Below are 15,848 nucleotides of genomic sequence, written 5' to 3' on the forward strand. Positions count from 1 at the left end.
ATCGGCTTGCGACTTGTCCGGACAAGTGTCCTGGCGCCGCGCGGCCGCGTCGTCAAGCCAGGCGGCGATAGGGCGGCGCTGCCGGCACCGGCGTGTCGAAGATGGAAAGCTGCGTGGCGGCGACGATCAGGCCGAGCTCGCGGCAGCGCGCAGCCGCGCGCTGCCGATGACCGAGGGCGTCGCCGCAATCAGCATGGCGGCGGCGAGCCAGGGGCTGCCCGCCGGCAGCACCGGCGCGAGCAGGGCGTAGACGATGGCCGGCATGCCAAGCGTCACCCAGGCCAGGATCAGCAGGGCGAGGCCCGCCCGGCGCAGCACGCCCGAAAGCGCCGCCGGCTCGATCCGCAGCAGCGCGAGCATCATGATCGCGAGCGAGACGCGTAGCAGCGCGGGCCGCGTCGCCCCGGCCAGCGGGGCCAGAGCGATGCCGGCCAGCGCCGCGCCTGCGATCAGCGCCATGCCATACGCGGGATCGCGGCCGTTACCCGCGCAGCGAATGCGGCAGGATGGTCACGAGGTCGGGCACCAGCGTGATCAGGCCGGTGAAGATCATCATGATGACGCAGAAGGGCCAGGCATAGGCGGCGATGCGGAAGATGCCTTCCCTGGTCAGCCCCTGGATGACGAAGAGGTTGAAGCCGACCGGCGGCGTGATCTGCGCCATTTCGATCGTGATGATCAGGAAGACGCCGTACCAGATGGGATCGAAGCCCGCCGCGACGGCCAGCGGCAGCGTCACCGGCAACGTCATCACGATGGCCGAGAGCCCGTCCAGCACGCAGCCCAGCGCCAGGTAGAACAGCAGGAGGACGAGGATCAGCATGTAGGGATGCAGGCCGAGCGCCTGGATCGCATTCGCGACATCCGCAGGAAGGCCAAGCCGCGCCATCGCCTTCGACAGGAACAGCGCGCCGACCAGGATCAGCCCGATCATGGAGCAGGTGCGCACCGTCCCGAGCAGCGCCTGCCACAGGCCGCGCAGCGTCAGCGTGCGCTGCCCGACCGCGACCAGCAGCGCGCCCAGCACGCCGATCGCCGCGGCTTCGGTGATGGAGGCGAAGCCGAAATAGAGGCTGCCCATCACGAAGCAGATCAGGAAGACGATGGGGACGAGGTTCGCCAGCGCCTTCAGCGCCTCGGCCCGCGGGATGGCGGGCTCCATCGGGGGCACCAGCGACGGCTCGCGCCAGGCCTTGAAGGCGATCCAGCCCATGAACATCGCGGCCAGCACGATGCCGGGCAGGACGCCCGCCATGAAGAGCTCGAGGATCGAGACATCGGCGACGACGCCGTAGACGATCATGGGGATAGAAGGCGGGATGAGGAAGCCGAGCGTGCCCGCGCCGGCGAGCGAGCCGACCGCGAGCCGCCGGTCGTAGCCGCGCGAGAGCAGTTCCTGCAGCGTGATCCGCCCGACCGTCGCGGTGGTGGCGGCCGAGCTGCCGGAGACCGCGGCGAAGAGCGCGCAGCCCATGACGTTCACATGCACCAGCCGCCCCGGCAGCCGCCGCGTCCAGGGCGACAGGCCACGGAACAGATTCTCCGACAGGCGGGTGTGGAACAGCAATTCGCCCATCAGGATGAAGAGCGGCAGCGTGATGAGCTCGACCGCCGTGGAGGACGACCAGATGTCGCCGGCGAGGAAGCGGTCCACCCGCATGTCGCGGAAGGCCGCCAGCGCGACGATGCCGATGGACATCAGCGAGATGCCGACCCAGATGCCGCCCGCCAGCGTGACGAACAGCATCCCGAGGACGAGAACGAGCGGCGCGGTCATTCGACGCCACCGCCGGTGAGGCCCGCGGAGAGGTCCGCCGGCAGTTCCAGCACGAGCCGCGTCAGCCGCGCGAGGAAGGCCAGCCAAAGTAGCGTGACGCCGAGCGTCAGCAGGCCCTGCGGCAGCCAGAGCGGCGTGTTCATGGGGTAGAAGCTGGTGGAGCCGAAATCGAGCGTGCGGAACCATTGCTGCCACAGCGCCCAGGTCGCGAAGCCGATCACGCCGATGGCGAAGACGGTGCCGGCCATGTCGAGCAGCCGGGCCGCGCCGGGCGGCAGCGCCTGCATCAGCACCGCGACGCGGATGTGGCCCCCCTGCCGCAGCGTCCAGCCCGCGCCGCAGAACAGCACCACGCATTGCAGGTAGACCGGGTACTCGACTGCCCAGGGCTGCGACCACTCGAAGAAGGACGTGACGATCACCTCCGTGATCAGGATCAGCGCGAGCGCCGCGGCAGCGATCGCCGCGACGCCGGCGCCGACCGCGCAAGCCGCGTCGATCGCCGCGAGGATCGCCCTGACGGCGGCCGGCGGTTCCCGTCCGTCGGTGCGGGCGATCACGCCCGTCCGACGCGCTGCTTGAACTGCTGGATGACCGGCGCAGCGGCGGCGTTCTGGCGCGCGAAGTCGTCGGCCATGGTCGCGGTGGCGGAACGCAGCGCGGTCAGCAGCGCGGGCGCGGGATCCTCAACGGTCATGCCGTTCTGGCGCAGCTCGTTCATGCGGAGGTCGTGTTCGCCCTTGGAGACGCTCCAGAACTCCGGCTCCAGCCGCCTGGCGAGATCCACGATCTGGGTGCGCGTCGCCGCCGGCAGGCGCTGCCAGGCATCCCGGTTCACCACCATCAGGTTCGACGCCCATAGGTGGTTGGTGATGTAGGTGTGCTTCAGGAACTCCCAGTAGCGCTGCGCGACCGCGGTCGTGCCGCTGGTCATCACGGCGTCCACGCGGCCGGAGGCAAGCGCGGGCACGACATCGGGGTTGGTCAGCTGCTGCGGCACCATGCCGAGCCGCGTCACCATCTCCGCCGTCACGCGGTCATAGGTGCGCATGCGGATGCCGCGGAGGTCGCCGGCCGCCGTGATCGGTCGCTTGAAGTACATGCACTGCATCGGCCAGGGCACGATGTAGAGCACGATATTGCCGCGGCGCTCGAGCTCCCTCTCCCAGGTCGGGCGAACGAGCTCGTGCATGATCTTCAGCTCGTCGTAGTTGGCGATCAGGAAGGGAATGGATTCGATGCCGAGCAGCGGCACGTCGCCCACGTTCTGGAAGCCCGCCATCTCCGCCATCGGGACCACGCCGTCGCCGACGGCGCGCACCGTCTCGTTCGCGCGGACACCGAGCGAGCCGCCGGGGTGAACGGTCATCTGGACGGCGTTGTTGGTGACAGTCGCGACCTCGCGCGCGAAGCGCTGGGCGTTGACGGTGTGGAACTCGCTCGGGCCCCAGGGGATGGAGACATCCCAGCGGACGGGCGCCTGGGCGCGCGCGGCGGTGGCGGTGCCGGCGAGTGCCAGGCCGCCGGCGGTGCGCAGGATGTCGCGTCGCTGCATCGTTCGTTCCCTCGTCTTCCCAGTGGCGGCGATCTGACCATGCGGGCGGGGGCGAGGCAACACTTGTTCGGACAAATCCCGCCGACCCCTGGCCAGGCGCTTCGGGGGGTGGCTAGGCTGCGGGTAGTCCAGCGGGAGCATGCCCATGACACAGGCCGAGGCACATTTCGGCGCGACGATCGGCACGCTGCCGGACAGCGTGGCGCTGCTCCGGCGCCACGCGCCGGAGGCCTTCGCGGCCTATCTTTCCGCGCGCGAGGCCGCGTATCGCCTTCCCGGTGCCGGCGGGCATCTCGATCTCGCCGCGAAGGAACTTGTCTTCATCGTTCTCGACGTCGCGGCCGGCCATGCCGAGGGCGCGGTGGCGCATGCCGAGGCCGGGCTGCGCGCCGGGCTGACGCCAGCGCAGATCATGGAGGCGCTGTCCATCGCCATCCTGGTCCATGGCCACCAGTGCTGGGCGCGGGCCGGCGCGGCAGTGATGCAGCGCGTGGACGAGCTTGCGGCATGACCGGCGCGGTCCGCCTGCTGCGCCGGGACGTGGTCGCGACGCTGCTGCTAGACCAGCCGTCGCGACGCAACGCAATGACCTCGGCGATGTGGCGCGCCCTGCCGGGACTGGTGGAGGAGGCCGCCGCCGATCCCGCGGTCGCCGTGCTGCGCGTCGAGGGCGCGGGCGGGCATTTCTGCGGCGGCGCGGACATCGCGGAATTCGCGGAGACCTACGCGACGCCAGCCAGCACCGCAGCGGCGAACAGCGACATCGGCGCCGCCGTGGAGGCGCTGGCCGGCTTCCCGAAACCCGCCATCGCGGTGATCCGCGGCGCCTGCGTCGGCGGCGGCGTCGCGCTGGCGCTGGCCTGCGACCTGCGCTTCGCGGCCGCGGATGCGCGCTTTGCGATCACGCCCGCGAAGCTCGGCCTGATCTACGGCCAGGCCGACACGACGCGGCTGATGCGCGCGGTGGGCGCGGCGCGGGCGAAGGACCTGCTGTTCACGGGAAGGCTGTTGGATGCGGCGGAGGCGCTGCGCATCGGCCTGGTGGATGAAGTCCGCGCGCCCGACGTGCTGGACGAGGCGGTCGCCGCCTGGCTTGCGCCGGTGTCATCGGGCCCACGCGCGGCGCTGCGCGACATCAAGGCGATGATCCGCGCGGTGCAGGACGGCGCGCCGCCCGGCTCGCCCGCGCTGCGCGCGCTGTTCGACGACGCCTTCGCCGGCGAGGACTTCCGGGAGGGCTACCGCGCCTTTCTGGAAAAGCGGGCGCCACGCTTCACGGCGCGCTGAGCGCCTCAGCGAGGCCGGTGAGCAACGCCTCGGCATGGGCGCGGCCGACGAGTTGCACCGAGGCCGGCAGGTCGTCGGCGGGCCAGGGGATCGCGATCGCCGGCAGGCCCGCGATGTTCGCCAGCGCCGTGAAGTCGGCCTGGTCCGGCGGGGTCGGCATGCCGAAGGCAAAGGCGCGCTGCGGCGCGGTCGGCATCAGCAGAGCGTCGCAAGTATCGAGCGCCCGCAGCGCGCCGGCGCGCGCCTCGGCAAGCCGGAAGGTCGCGCGCGCCAGGCGCACCGCGCCGGCGTCGCGGCCGTATTGCAGCGCGGCGCGGAAACCGGGCGAGGTGGCGGCGGGATCCGCGATGAGCGCCTCATGCAGCGCGGCGGCCTCGGCCTCGATCAGCAGCAGGCCGGCGCGGCGCACGGCGCCGGGGTCCCAGCCCGGCACGGCGACCGGCACCACGGTGGCGCCGAGGTGGCGCAGGCGTTGCGCAGCGTCATCCCAGGCGTCGCGGATCGCCTTCTCCAATGGCGCGACGAGCACGGGTTCGGGCAGGCCGATCCGCAGGCCGTGCATGGTCGGTGCGGCATCCGGCACCGCGCGCCAACCCGCGGGCGCGGGGCGACAGGCGGGGTCGCGCGGGTCGTCGGTGACCATGGCCTCGAGCCCGCGCGCGGCCAGGCGCGGCGTGCGCGCCAGCATGCCAACATGGTCGAGCGACGGCGACAGCGGAACCACGCCGTGGCGGGAGATCAGGCCGGCCGTCGGCTTGATCCCCGTCACGCCGCAATAGGCCGCGGGGATGCGCACGCTTCCCATGGTGTCGGTGCCGATGGCGAGGTCGGCGAGGCCCGCCGCGATCGCCGCGCCCGACCCGCCGGAGGACCCGCCCGGCGTGAAGCCGTGCCGCAGCGGGTTGTGGCAGAGGCGCGGCACGTCGGTCGTCGCGCCGAGCGCGCCTTCATGCATCGCGACCTTGCCGAGGATCGCGATGCCGGCGGCGCGCAGCGCCGCAACGCAGGGCGCGTCCTGATCGGGGATGCGATGCATGCCGGCGAAGCCCGCGCTCGTCGGCATGCCCGCGACGTCCACATTGTCCTTCACGGCGAGCCTCAGGCCGGCCAGCGGGCCGGCGCCGCCCGACTGCGGCGCGTGGTGCCAGAAGATGTCGTGGGGATCCGTCACTTCCGCTCGTCCAGCAGCCGGATCGGCTTCTGGCGGCTTTCGACCTGGGTCAGCGCCGCCAGCGCGCCCGGTGCTTCCAGCGCCACCGCGATCTCCACGCCGAGCCGCGTCTTGAGCAGGCCTTCCAGCCGCTCGCGCAGCCCCGCCGTCATCTCGCCGCGGACCTCGACATGCGCGGTCATCGCGTCGCGCGTGCCATCCTTGTGCACGCGGCAGATGAACTCGCCGGTCGCGCCTTCGGCCTGGTCGACCAGCAGCGCGCCGATGCCGGTGGGAAAGAGGTTGATGCCGCGCAGCTTCACCATGTTGTCGCTGCGGCCGAGGAAGCCGCGGATGCGGCGGAAAGGCAGGCCGAGCGGGTTGGCGCCGATCACCTCCTCCGTCACGTCATGCGTGTTGAAGCGGATGATCGGGAAGATGTCGTCCTTGAAGAGGCAGGTGCAGATCATGTCGCCGAGGCGCCCTCTGGGCACCGGCGCGCCGGTGTCGGGATCGGCGATCTCCAGCGCATGCGCGTCTTCCCACACATGCATCCCCGTCCGGTCGGGGCCTTCGCCGGCGATGATCCCGGTGTCGCCGACGCCGTACCAGTCATAGACCGCGGCGCCGCCCCAGGCGGCCGAGAGGCTCGCCTGGGTCTCGCTGCCAAGATGGGCGCAGATCAGCCGGATCGGGATGTCGCGGCCGGGTTCGAAGCCTTCCTCGCGGGCGACATCGGCCAGGCGGCGGATGAAGTCGGCGAAGCCGACGATCGCGGTCGCGCCGAATTCCTTCATGATGAAGACCTGCTGCGCGCTGCGCGTCTCGACGCCCGTGCCGGCCGACATGAAGCGCGCGCCGACCCAGTGCTGCACGGTCTCGCGGACGTAGTGGCCGCCATTGATCAGGCCATGGCCGTAGACGCTGTGCACGACATCGTCGCGCGTCATGCCGGCGAGGAGGTAGAGCCGCGCGAGCAGGCGATTCTGCACCTCGCGCGATTTCGGCCCGAACAGCAGCGGCTGCGGCTTGCCGGTGGTGCCGCTGGTGGTGTGGAAGATGATCTGCGGACGGCGCTCCGGCGGGTGCGCGTCCTGGCCGTGGAAATCGCCGAGCGGCGGGAAGCGCGCGACGGAATCCATGATATCGGCCTTGTCATAGGTCGGCAGCTTCGGCAGGTCGTCGAGGCTGCGGATGTCGCCCGGCTCGATGCCCTTGGCGCCCCAGAGGCGTTGGTAGAAGGGAACTCGCCAGGCGAAGGCCATGACTCGGGAAAAAGCGCGTTCCTGCCGGGCGCGAAGCTCGTCGCGTGACATGCAAGCGAGCGGGCCGGGGAAGTCCGCGCCGATGGGGTAGTCGCGGCGCAGCGCGTCCGGGTCCATCGCGGTGATGTAGTCGTAGGTCATGCGCGGTGGTCTCCCGGCAGCGCGGCGTTCAGCGCGGCGACCGTGCCGCCCTCGGCGAGCGCGAGCGCGGCGGCGACGATGGCGTCCGGCGCGACGCCGGCGCTGCCCATCAGCATGCATGCCTTGGCGACGATGGCGGCGTCGTCCAGCGGATTTTCGGGGTCGCCGAGCGCATCGGGCATCGCCTCACGCAGCGTCGTGCCATCCGCCAGAGTCACTGCGACGGCGGCGCCGAAATGCGCGGGATAGGCGCGGGTGAGCGCGGGATCCTCCGCGACGGTCACGCGGGCGCGCAGGGCAGAGAGGTCTGCGCGGTCCAGGGCCGGCGGATCGAAGGCGGAGAGCGGCGGCTTGCCGTCCAGCAGCGCGACGGCGACGGCGTGCTGCAGGGAGAACTTCGCCTCGACCGTGCTGCGCGGCACGGCGCGGTCGCAGAAGGCCAGCGCGTCGGCGTAGCTCTCGACGCGCACGGCTTCGATCGCGCGGCCGGCGACGCGGTCGCGCAAGGCAAGTGCGGCGTCGATGGTGGGATGCGCGTGGCGGCAGGCGGGCCAGGGCTTGAAGCTCGTCTCGTGCGCCAGCCAGGGCGCATCGGGCGTGTCCAGCACGCGATACGGCTTCGCATCCGATGCGAGGCCGGCGAAGACGCCCTGCGGGCCTTCCAGGATCAGGCGCGGACCGGTCAGGCCGAAGGCCGCAAGCTGCGCCGCTTCCAGTCCCATCGCCGCGGCGCGCGCGGTGTGGAGTTGCTTCGTCATCACGGGCTCATGCCGGCACTGCCAGACGCCGCCGGCCTGGGTGCCGGCATTGCCGAGCGCCCAGACCAGGCGTGTCGCATCCAGGCCGAGCAGCGAGGCGCAGGCCGCCGCCACGCCAAAGACGCCCATCGTCGCCGTCGGGTGGAACTTCGCGTAGTGGCCGCCGCCCATGGCGCGGCCGATGCGGATCTCCGCCTCGTAGCCGCGCAGGATCGCGTCCAGCAGCGCGCCGGCATCCGCGCCGCGTTCCACCGCCAGCGCAAGCGCGGCAGGGATCACCACCGGGCCGGGATGCAGGATCGCCTCGCGGTGGACGTCGTCCATCTCCAGCACGTTGCCGAACGCGCCGTTGGCGAAGGCGGCGTCGCGCGCGGTCAGGCGCGGGCCGAGGATCACGCGCGCCGAGCCCGGCGGCTGCGACGCGGCCTGGGCGCGGAAGACGGCGCCGGCCTCGCTGGCCGCGCCCGCGACGGCACAGCCGATCCAGTCCAGCAGGTGCAGCGTGGCGCGGCGGCGATCCGCCGGCGCGATGCGCCGCGCCAGCAGCGCAGCGAGCCCCTCGGTCAGCGAGGCGTCAGTCATGGGCGCGGCGCCGCGCATCGGCCACCACCTCGGCCGTGTGCTCGCCGAGCGCCGGCAGGCGTGGGTTCAGCGATCCCGGCTCGTCGCGATACTTGATGGGCAGGCCGAGATGCAGGTTGCCTTCCTCGTCGCGCACCAGCATGTGCCTTGCGACACTGTGCGGCTGGTGCAGCGCCTCCTTCAGGTCGAGCACCGGCGCGAAGCAGACGTCGCGGCCGGCGAACCAGGCTTCCCATTCTTCGCGCGTCTTCGTGGCGAAGGTCTCGCGGAGGAAATCCTCGGCCGGCTTGTGCGCGGGGCCGGGCGGGCCGGAAGCGCCGGCGATCAGGTCGTCGCGGTCCAGCGCGTGCAGCAGGGTCTCGACGAATTTATGCTCGCTGCCGCCGAGCACGACCCAGCGGCCGTCCTTCGTCGCGTAGATGTTGTAGAAGGCGCCGCCGCCCCATTGGCGTTCCTCCTTCGGGCGGGGCGCGCGGTCGTCGCCGAAGACGGCGCCGGTGGCGTTGGGCAGCCAGGACAGCGTCGCGTCGAACATCGCGATGTCGATGACGTCGCCGCGTCCGGTCTTCTCCCGCCGATACAGCGCCATCAGGATCGCGGACAGCGCCAGCAGGGACGCCGTGACGTCGGCGACCGGCACGTTGGGATGCGTCGGCTTGCCGTCCTGGCCGAGGTTCACGCTGACCGTGCCGGCCAGCGCCTCCACCGCCAGGTCATGCGCGGGGCGGTCGCGCAGCGGCCCATCCTGGCCGAAGGCGGAGATCGAGCAATACACCAGGCGCCGGTTCAGCGCCGTCATCGCGGCCGCACCGATGCCGAGGCGTTCCGCGACGCCGGGACGGAACGATTCCAGCATGACGTCGCAGGTCCTGGCGATGTCGTGCAGCGCCGCGAGATCGGCCCTGTCCTTCAGGTTCAGGACGATGGATTTCTTGCCGCGATGCGTGTTGCGGAACCAGACGCTCTCGCCATTCGCGCGCGGGCCGATGTTCCGCACCGGCTCGCCGGAGGGCGGCTCCAGCTTGATCACCTCCGCGCCGTGGTCGGACATGACGGTCGTCAGATAAGGCCCGGGCAGGAAGAGCGAGAGGTCGAGGACGCGCACACCGTTGAGCTTCATCACACCGCCCCCAGCGTGCGGAGATGCGCGATCTCGTCTGCCGTGTAGCCCACCGCGGCCAGCGCGGATTCCGTGTCGGCGCCATAGCCCGGACCCGGGCGGCCGGTCAGACGCGCGCCGTCGAGTCGGATCGCGCTGGCCACCGTCGTCAGGTCGCGGCGATGCGGATGATCCAGGTGCAGCACGCCGCCGCGGTCGCGCAGATACGGGTTGTCCAGCGCCTCGGCGAGCGTCAGGACCGGCGCGACCGGCACCTTGCCCGCGAGCAGCGCGACCCATTCGGCCGAGTTCTTCACCGCCATGACGGGGTCGAGGATGGCCATCAGCACGTCGCGATTCGCCAGGCGCTCATCGAAGCCGCGGAAGCGCGGGTCCTTCGGCAGGTCGGGCAGCCCGATCGTCTCGCAGTACCGGCGCCAGAAGCCCGGCTTGATGCACATGACGAAGACATGGCCGTCGGCCGTCGGCATCATCTCGCAGGGCACGATGAAGGGATGGCCGCCGCGAGGGCGGCGCGGCACGGCGAAGCCCTCGTTCAGGTACCAAGTCGCGACATAGGTCAGGTTCTGGATCGCGACATCGTAGAGCGAGACGTCGAGGTCGCGGCCGATCCCCGTCGCGCGCGCGCCCATGACGCCGGCGAGGATCGAGATCGCGGCCGTCAGGCCGGAGAGCATGTCGATCACCGGCAGGCCGGCGCGGGCGGGCGTGCTGCCAGGCTCGCCGGTCAGCGCGCAGAAGCCGGCCTCGGCCTGGGCGAGGTAGTCATAGGCCGGCCATGACGCGCGCGGCCCGTCGCGGCCATAGCCGGAGATATGCACGCAGACGATCGAAGGCTTCACCTTCGACAGCGCGGGCCAGTCGATCCCGAGCCGCGCGGGCAGATCGCCGCGCAAATTGTTCGCCACGGCATCCACGTCGGCGACGAGGCGATGCAGCGCCACCTTGCCCTCGGGCTTGCGGATGTCGAGCGTGATGGCGCGCTTGTTGCGGTTGAAGGACTGGAAGTACTGGCTGTCGTTCTCGCCGAGACGGTAGTCGCCGGTGTGCCGCGCGATGTCGCCGGGCGGCCCGCCGTCGGCGGTGGGCGGCGATTCCACGCGGATCACCTCCGCGCCGAGATCGGCGAGGTTCATCGTCGCGAAGGGGCCGGCGCCGAACTGCTCGAAGGAGAGGATGCGCAGGCCGGCGAGAGGCAGGGGTTTCACGCCGGATTCCGCGCGATGAGCTGCCTGGCGATGATGATGCGCTGCATCTCGTTCGTGCCCTCGCCGATACACATCAGCGGCGCATCGCGGTAGTAGCGCTCGACGTGGTATTCCTTGGAATAGCCGTAGCCGCCATGGATGCGCATCGCCTCCAGGCTGTTCTCGACCGCAGCCTCGGAGGCGAAGTACTTCGCCATGCCGGCTTCCATGTCGCAGCGCTCGCCCTTGTCGTAGGCGCGCGCGGCGTCGTAGGTCAGCAGCCGCGCCGCCTGCAGCCGCGTCGCCATCTCGCCGAGCTTGAGCTGGATCGCCTGGTGCTCGCAGATCGGCTTGCCCATGGTCTTGCGGACCTGGCTGTAGCGCACGGAATCCTTCAGCGCTGCGGAAGCGAGGCCGCAGCCGCGCGCCGCGACGTTGATGCGGCCCAGCTCGAGACCCGAGAGCGCGGCCTGCAGGCCCTTGCCCTCGCCGCCGATCAGGTTCTCGGCGGGGACGACGTAGTCCTCGAAGACGAGCTCGGCGCTGTCGATGCCCTTGTAGCCCAGCTTCTCGAGCTTGCGGCCGACGCGGAAGCCCGGACCCTTCGGCGCAAGGACCATGGACATGCCCTTGTGGCGCGGCTCGGCCTGAGGGTCGGTCTTCACAAGCAGGGCGAAGCAAGTGCCTTCAATGCCGTTGCTGATCCAGGTCTTGGTGCCGTCGATGACATAGCCTTCGTTGGTGCGGCGCGCCCGTGTGCGGATTGCCTGCAGGTCGGTGCCGCAGTCGGGCTCGGTCAGGGCCAGGCCGCCGCGGATCTCGCCGGTGGCGAATCTCGGCAGCCAGGCGCGCTTCTGCTCCTCCGTCCCCATGCGGGCGACGATCGCGGCCATGATGAGGTGGCTGTTGAAGATGCCGGACAGCGACATCCAGGTCTCGGCAATCTTCTCCACGATCTTCGCATAGGTCGTGGCGGACAGGCCGAGGCCGCCATACTCCACAGGAATCGTCGCGCCGAAAAGGCCGAGCTCCCTCATCTGCGCCACCATCTCGTGCGGGTATTCGTCGGCATGCTCGAGCCGCAGGACGTGCGGGCGCACATCGCGCTCAAGCCACTTCTCGATGGCGTCGAGGAGCGCGTCGTCGTCAGCCTGGCGCGCGGTGTCCATGTCCATCGCCTAACTCCCGCCGGATTTGTCCGGACAAGTTAGCGCAAGCCGGCCCGCGGTCAACCGCGGCCGGCGAGAAGCGTCGGCAGCGCCGCGATGTCGGGCAACGCCTCGATCCCTGCAATCATCTCGATGACGCGGTGCGCGCGGTCGCCCGGCAGCGGCCGCTCGGCATGGCCGCAGCAGCGCAGGAACTTCTCCTCGTTCTCGGCATCGGTCAGCGCGGCCTTGGGGTGGCCATAGGCATGTGGCAGGACCATCTCGTGGACCGTGCCCGACTTCAGCGTGATCACGAAGCGCTGAGGATCGAGCGCGTTCTCGTTGGTGCTGCCGTCGGCCTCGTGGCGGATGCGGGCGGCATAGGCGTGCACGCGCGGATCGCGCAGCGCCTCACCGCGGAAATGCGGGACGTCGCAAGCGCCGTTCGCTAGCCAAACGCCGCCGACGAAAGGCAGGCAGAGTTTGGCGTAGTTCGACGCGGGATCGGGCACGAGCGGGCGGCCGACCAGGCGGCGCACCAGCGGGGGCGCGTAGACCACGACCTCCGCGACGTCTTCGGCGCCGAAGCCGTGCTGGCGCGTCATGTCGCGCAGCGCATGCACCAGCCCGTGCGTGAGGCGGCCCGAGGGGAACGGCTTGTGGGAAAGCTCCTCGATCTCCCACCGCTTGCCAAGGCGCGCTTCAACGCGTTCCGGGTGGAACTGCCCGTCTTCGATCAGGACGTAGTAGCCGTAGCGGCCATGGAAGACGTCGAGCGGCCCGACGAGCCCAGCAGCGGCGAGGTCGGTCGCGGCGATCGCGCCGCGCGCGTTGTAGCCGATCTGCAATCCGAGCGCGGGCGAGCCCTCGAGATGTGCCTGCATCGTGCCGCAGGTCTGGGCGTACATGTGGCCGAAGGCGCTGCGGATGGTGACGGCGTCGAAGCCCGCGAGGTTGCCGATCGCGGCCGTCGCGCCGAAGCCGCCGGCGGTGGCCGGGCGGAAGAAGCGCAGCGGCGCGTCGGTCGCCATGCCGAGGTTGCCTGCGACATCCACGCCGACCGCCATGGCGGCGAGGAAGCGCCTGCCGTCCACCGCGCGGCCTCGCGCGGCCTCCCGCTCCGACCAGGCGATCAGCGCCGACAGCAGCGTCGCCATGGGATGCACGACCGCGCCTTCGTGGACGCAGTCGAATTCCAGGCAGTGAATGAGATAGGCGTTGGCGATCGCCGCCGATCCCGCGGACATGCGGTGTCCGCCGACCCAGGACGTCGCTTCCTCTCCCGGCCCCCAGGACCGCGCGAGGTCCAGCACCTGCGCGACGCCGGTCCCGGAACTGCCGGCGACGCCGACGCCGATGGTGTCCAGCAGGAAGGTCTTGGCCTTGGCGATGGCGGAAGGCGAGAGGTCCTCGAAACGCACGCGCGCGGCGTGGCGGGCCAGGGCTTCGGTGACATCGTAGCTCATCGTGCGGCGGGCTCCGCGGGGGCGGGGGTGTGGGCGGCGAAGGCGCGCGCGATCTGCAGCCGCGTCGCGAACCAGACGCCCGCCTTGCCGCGGGCATGCTGGACGAAGCGGTCGAAGGCACGGATGCGGCCGGGGCGGCCGATGATCCGCAGATGCACGCCGAGCGACATCATGCGCGGCGCGGCGGCGCCTTCGTCGTAGAGCACGTCGAAGGTCTCGACGGCGTAGTCCAGCCACTGCGCCGGCGTGTAGCCCGGCGCGAGCCAGAACTTCATGTCGTTGCAGTCGAGGGCGTAAGGCATGATGACGATGGCGCGCGGCCCGGCATCGGTCTCCACGACGTCCCAGCGCGGCACGTCGTCGGAAAAATCGTCCATGTGGTAGACGAAGCCTTCCTCGGCCAGCGTGCGGCGCAGCCGCGGCGAATGCAGGTAGCGCGAGAGCCAGCCGAGCGGCCTTTCGCCCGTCGTCGCGCGGATGCTGTCCACGGCCTTGCGGACGAAGTCGCGCTCGCGCGCCTCGTCGTAGGAGAACTGGTGGATCCAGCGCCAGCCATGGCTGCAGGCCTCGTGCCCGCCTGCCGCGATGGCGCGGCCGATCTGCGGCGCGCGTTCCAGCGCGACGGCGGCGGCGGTGAAGGTCGCCGGAATGGCGTGCTTCGCCAGGATGGCCTGCACGCGCGGCCAGCCCGCGCGTATGCCGTAGTCGTAGTTCGACTCGTTGGCGTAGTTGCGGATCGGCACCTTGAGATGAACGCCGAGCTCGTCCACGGGCTCCGGCCCCTTGTCGCCGTCGCGGACCGACATTTCCGCGCCTTCCTCGACATTCACGACGATACTCAGCGCGAGGCGCGCGTCACCGGGCCACATGGGTCATCAATCCTTCTGGCTCTTGAGCCGCATCGCGTAGGTGAAGCGTTCCGCCGGGTGCCAGCTGCGGGAGACGATCATGGTGCGTCCGTCGGCTTCCACGTAGCGGCGGAGAAAGTGCATGCCGATGTCCCGCGCGCGACGCTTCAGCGGCGCGGCGATGGCGGGAGGCATCGGGCCCGCGGTGATCTCCTGCACGACCTCGACCGCCTGCACGCCGAAGCGGTCCTCGATCGCGCGGTAGATCGCGCCGCGTTCCGGCAGGTCGGTCTCGATCGACACGAAGCGTGGGGCGATCAGCACGCTGGCGGTGGCGAGCGGCCGACCGTCCTGCCCTACTCGCAGGCCCTCCAGCTTCAGCCAGGGCTCGCCGGCCGCGCCGAGCGTCTGCGCGGCTTCCTCCGGCGTCAGCGGCGCGACGCCGCGGCTTCGCACTAGCAGCCGCGTGTCGGCCGCGTATTGCCGCAGCCCGTCGATGGAAGGAATTGCATGGACTTCCCCGCGCGAGGGCTCGCGCGCGATGACGAGGCTGCCCGAGCCTTGCCGTCGTTCCACCAGCCCCGCCTCCGCCAGGCGCCGCAGCGCTTCGCGGATCGTATGGCGCGAGACCCTGTGGCTGGCGCAGAGCTCGGCCTCGGTCGGCAGCAGCTCGCCGACGGGATGCCGGCCCTTCGCGATGGCCTCGCGCAGCCGGGCCTCGATCCGCGCGTAAAGCGGCAGCCCCTCCGCCACGTCAGTGCTTCTCGAGCAGCGCGCCGAAGCCCTGCACCTTGTCCGTGATGCCGTTCTGGCGCAGCGCCCACCAGTAGGTCGCGGTATTGATGGCGACCACGGGCTTGTCGAGCCAGAACTCCGCGACGGCGGCGAGCCGCGCCATCGCGAGGTTGGTGCCGACCTGCACGATGGCGTCCACGGAGGAATCGTTCAGCTCGATGATGCAGTCGCGCAGCGTGCGTTCGCTGACATGCGCGATGGCGACGGGGCTTTCGCATTTCAGCCCCTTCAGCGCCGCGACCTCGTAGCCGCAATCGTTGAAGAAGCGGATGACCTGGCGGTCTCCGACGGGCTGGTAGGGCGTGATGACGGCGATGCGCTTGGCGTCCGGCTTCAGCGCGCGCAGCGCGGCGCGGCAGGCATCCGACCCCATCGCCACCTTCACGCCGGCCCGCGCCTCGATCCGCTTCTCGAGCTCGACGGATCCTTCGAGCCCGTCCCAGAAGGTCTCGGCCGACATACCCATGACGAGGTAGTCGGGCTCGCAGGTCATCACGCTGTCCACGGCCTGCATGATGGTGCCGCGGATCGCGTCCATCAGGCGGTTGAAGTCGTCGTCGCCGGCGAGCTTCATGTTGGGGATGTCGATGCGGCCGAAATGGTTGGTCACGCCGACCGGCCGCATGGCGTCGAATTCCGGCTGGACGGAGGTGTTGGTGGAGGGCGCGATGACGCCGAACTTGCGCCGCCATCCCAGGCTGTCCGTCATGCCGCCGTTCTCCTTCCCGCCAGCGGCGATCCTAGCGCCGCCCGCTTGTCCGGACAACTT

Annotated in this window: 16 protein-coding genes; 2 read left to right on the plus strand and 14 right to left on the minus strand. The window is 70.8% G+C overall.

Annotated features, from left to right (window positions below):
• Positions 1-126: 126 nt before the first annotated feature.
• The 4 genes from ACLF3M_RS11240 to ACLF3M_RS11255 are packed head-to-tail and all read right to left on the minus strand — an operon-like array spanning position 127 to position 3,332.
• Complete coding sequence (locus tag ACLF3M_RS11240; protein ID WP_430657015.1) at positions 127-459, minus strand: hypothetical protein; 333 nt, start codon at positions 457-459, stop codon at positions 127-129.
• Between the two features lie 22 nt (positions 460-481).
• On the minus strand, positions 482-1,777 hold the full coding sequence (locus ACLF3M_RS11245) for a TRAP transporter large permease (RefSeq protein WP_430657016.1): 1,296 nt from the start codon (positions 1,775-1,777) through the stop codon (positions 482-484).
• Positions 1,774-2,337 carry a TRAP transporter small permease subunit gene (locus ACLF3M_RS11250; RefSeq protein WP_430657017.1) on the minus strand — a complete coding sequence of 188 codons (564 nt, stop codon included), beginning with the start codon at positions 2,335-2,337 and terminating at the stop codon, positions 1,774-1,776. The genes ACLF3M_RS11245 and ACLF3M_RS11250 overlap by 4 nt, the downstream gene beginning before the upstream one ends.
• A complete protein-coding gene (locus tag ACLF3M_RS11255; protein WP_430657018.1) occupies positions 2,334-3,332 on the minus strand; it encodes a TRAP transporter substrate-binding protein in 999 nt (332 codons plus the stop codon). The genes ACLF3M_RS11250 and ACLF3M_RS11255 overlap by 4 nt, the downstream gene beginning before the upstream one ends.
• Before the next feature lie 145 nt (positions 3,333-3,477).
• Here ACLF3M_RS11255 and ACLF3M_RS11260 point away from each other — a divergent pair, with 145 nt between their 5' ends.
• Complete coding sequence (locus ACLF3M_RS11260; RefSeq protein WP_430657019.1) at positions 3,478-3,843, plus strand: carboxymuconolactone decarboxylase family protein; 366 nt, start codon at positions 3,478-3,480, stop codon at positions 3,841-3,843.
• Positions 3,840-4,619 carry an enoyl-CoA hydratase-related protein gene (locus tag ACLF3M_RS11265; RefSeq protein WP_430657020.1) on the plus strand — a complete coding sequence of 260 codons (780 nt, stop codon included), beginning with the start codon at positions 3,840-3,842 and terminating at the stop codon, positions 4,617-4,619. The genes ACLF3M_RS11260 and ACLF3M_RS11265 overlap by 4 nt, the downstream gene beginning before the upstream one ends.
• Here the strand turns inward: ACLF3M_RS11265 and ACLF3M_RS11270 are convergent.
• The 10 genes from ACLF3M_RS11270 to ACLF3M_RS11315 are packed head-to-tail and all read right to left on the minus strand — an operon-like array spanning position 4,606 to position 15,788.
• Complete coding sequence (locus ACLF3M_RS11270) at positions 4,606-5,790, minus strand: amidase (RefSeq protein ID WP_430657021.1); 1,185 nt, start codon at positions 5,788-5,790, stop codon at positions 4,606-4,608. The two genes, ACLF3M_RS11265 and ACLF3M_RS11270, sit on opposite strands and share 14 nt — an antisense overlap.
• Positions 5,787-7,175 (minus strand): phenylacetate--CoA ligase family protein, encoded by a 1,389-nt coding sequence (locus ACLF3M_RS11275; protein WP_430657022.1) that lies wholly within the window; start codon positions 7,173-7,175, stop codon positions 5,787-5,789. The genes ACLF3M_RS11270 and ACLF3M_RS11275 overlap by 4 nt, the downstream gene beginning before the upstream one ends.
• Positions 7,172-8,515, minus strand: a complete 1,344-nt coding sequence (locus tag ACLF3M_RS11280) for an MmgE/PrpD family protein (protein ID WP_430657023.1) — start codon at positions 8,513-8,515, stop codon at positions 7,172-7,174. The genes ACLF3M_RS11275 and ACLF3M_RS11280 overlap by 4 nt, the downstream gene beginning before the upstream one ends.
• On the minus strand, positions 8,508-9,635 hold the full coding sequence (locus tag ACLF3M_RS11285; protein WP_430657024.1) for a CaiB/BaiF CoA transferase family protein: 1,128 nt from the start codon (positions 9,633-9,635) through the stop codon (positions 8,508-8,510). Before ACLF3M_RS11285 ends, ACLF3M_RS11280 begins: the two co-directional genes overlap by 8 nt.
• Positions 9,635-10,843, minus strand: coding sequence for a CaiB/BaiF CoA transferase family protein (locus tag ACLF3M_RS11290; protein ID WP_430657025.1), 1,209 nt, complete (start codon positions 10,841-10,843; stop codon positions 9,635-9,637). The genes ACLF3M_RS11285 and ACLF3M_RS11290 overlap by 1 nt, the downstream gene beginning before the upstream one ends.
• Positions 10,840-11,997: an acyl-CoA dehydrogenase family protein gene (locus tag ACLF3M_RS11295; RefSeq protein ID WP_430657026.1), complete on the minus strand. Its 1,158-nt coding sequence runs from the start codon at positions 11,995-11,997 to the stop codon at positions 10,840-10,842. The genes ACLF3M_RS11290 and ACLF3M_RS11295 overlap by 4 nt, the downstream gene beginning before the upstream one ends.
• Before the next feature lie 53 nt (positions 11,998-12,050).
• On the minus strand, positions 12,051-13,436 hold the full coding sequence (locus tag ACLF3M_RS11300) for an MmgE/PrpD family protein (RefSeq protein WP_430657027.1): 1,386 nt from the start codon (positions 13,434-13,436) through the stop codon (positions 12,051-12,053).
• Complete coding sequence (locus ACLF3M_RS11305; RefSeq protein WP_430657028.1) at positions 13,433-14,305, minus strand: polysaccharide deacetylase family protein; 873 nt, start codon at positions 14,303-14,305, stop codon at positions 13,433-13,435. Before ACLF3M_RS11305 ends, ACLF3M_RS11300 begins: the two co-directional genes overlap by 4 nt.
• A 6-nt stretch (positions 14,306-14,311) precedes the next feature.
• Positions 14,312-15,037 carry a GntR family transcriptional regulator gene (locus ACLF3M_RS11310; protein WP_430657029.1) on the minus strand — a complete coding sequence of 242 codons (726 nt, stop codon included), beginning with the start codon at positions 15,035-15,037 and terminating at the stop codon, positions 14,312-14,314.
• A 1-nt stretch (position 15,038) separates the two neighbouring features.
• Entirely contained in the window at positions 15,039-15,788 is a 750-nt protein-coding gene (locus ACLF3M_RS11315) for a maleate cis-trans isomerase family protein (RefSeq protein WP_430657030.1), read from the minus strand.
• Positions 15,789-15,848 lie beyond the last annotated feature (60 nt).

This window comes from Falsiroseomonas sp. HW251 (assembly GCF_050563545.1).
Taxonomy (GTDB): Bacteria; Pseudomonadota; Alphaproteobacteria; order Acetobacterales; family Acetobacteraceae; genus Falsiroseomonas.

Excerpts from the sequence above, each read along its gene's own strand:
- ACLF3M_RS11300 (WP_430657027.1), bottom strand. The coding sequence starts at position 13,436 with ATGAGCTACGATGTCACCGAAGCCCTGGCCCGCCACGCCGCGCGCGTG.
- ACLF3M_RS11285 (WP_430657024.1), bottom strand. The coding sequence starts at position 9,635 with ATGAAGCTCAACGGTGTGCGCGTCCTCGACCTCTCGCTCTTCCTGCCC.
- ACLF3M_RS11265 (WP_430657020.1), top strand. The coding sequence starts at position 3,840 with ATGACCGGCGCGGTCCGCCTGCTGCGCCGGGACGTGGTCGCGACGCTG.
- ACLF3M_RS11245 (WP_430657016.1), bottom strand. The coding sequence starts at position 1,777 with ATGACCGCGCCGCTCGTTCTCGTCCTCGGGATGCTGTTCGTCACGCTG.
- ACLF3M_RS11295 (WP_430657026.1), bottom strand. The coding sequence starts at position 11,997 with ATGGACATGGACACCGCGCGCCAGGCTGACGACGACGCGCTCCTCGAC.
- ACLF3M_RS11315 (WP_430657030.1), bottom strand. The coding sequence starts at position 15,788 with ATGACGGACAGCCTGGGATGGCGGCGCAAGTTCGGCGTCATCGCGCCC.
- ACLF3M_RS11255 (WP_430657018.1), bottom strand. The coding sequence starts at position 3,332 with ATGCAGCGACGCGACATCCTGCGCACCGCCGGCGGCCTGGCACTCGCC.
- ACLF3M_RS11280 (WP_430657023.1), bottom strand. The coding sequence starts at position 8,515 with ATGACTGACGCCTCGCTGACCGAGGGGCTCGCTGCGCTGCTGGCGCGG.
- ACLF3M_RS11275 (WP_430657022.1), bottom strand. The coding sequence starts at position 7,175 with ATGACCTACGACTACATCACCGCGATGGACCCGGACGCGCTGCGCCGC.
- ACLF3M_RS11305 (WP_430657028.1), bottom strand. The coding sequence starts at position 14,305 with ATGTGGCCCGGTGACGCGCGCCTCGCGCTGAGTATCGTCGTGAATGTC.
- ACLF3M_RS11260 (WP_430657019.1), top strand. The coding sequence starts at position 3,478 with ATGACACAGGCCGAGGCACATTTCGGCGCGACGATCGGCACGCTGCCG.
- ACLF3M_RS11240 (WP_430657015.1), bottom strand. The coding sequence starts at position 459 with ATGGCGCTGATCGCAGGCGCGGCGCTGGCCGGCATCGCTCTGGCCCCG.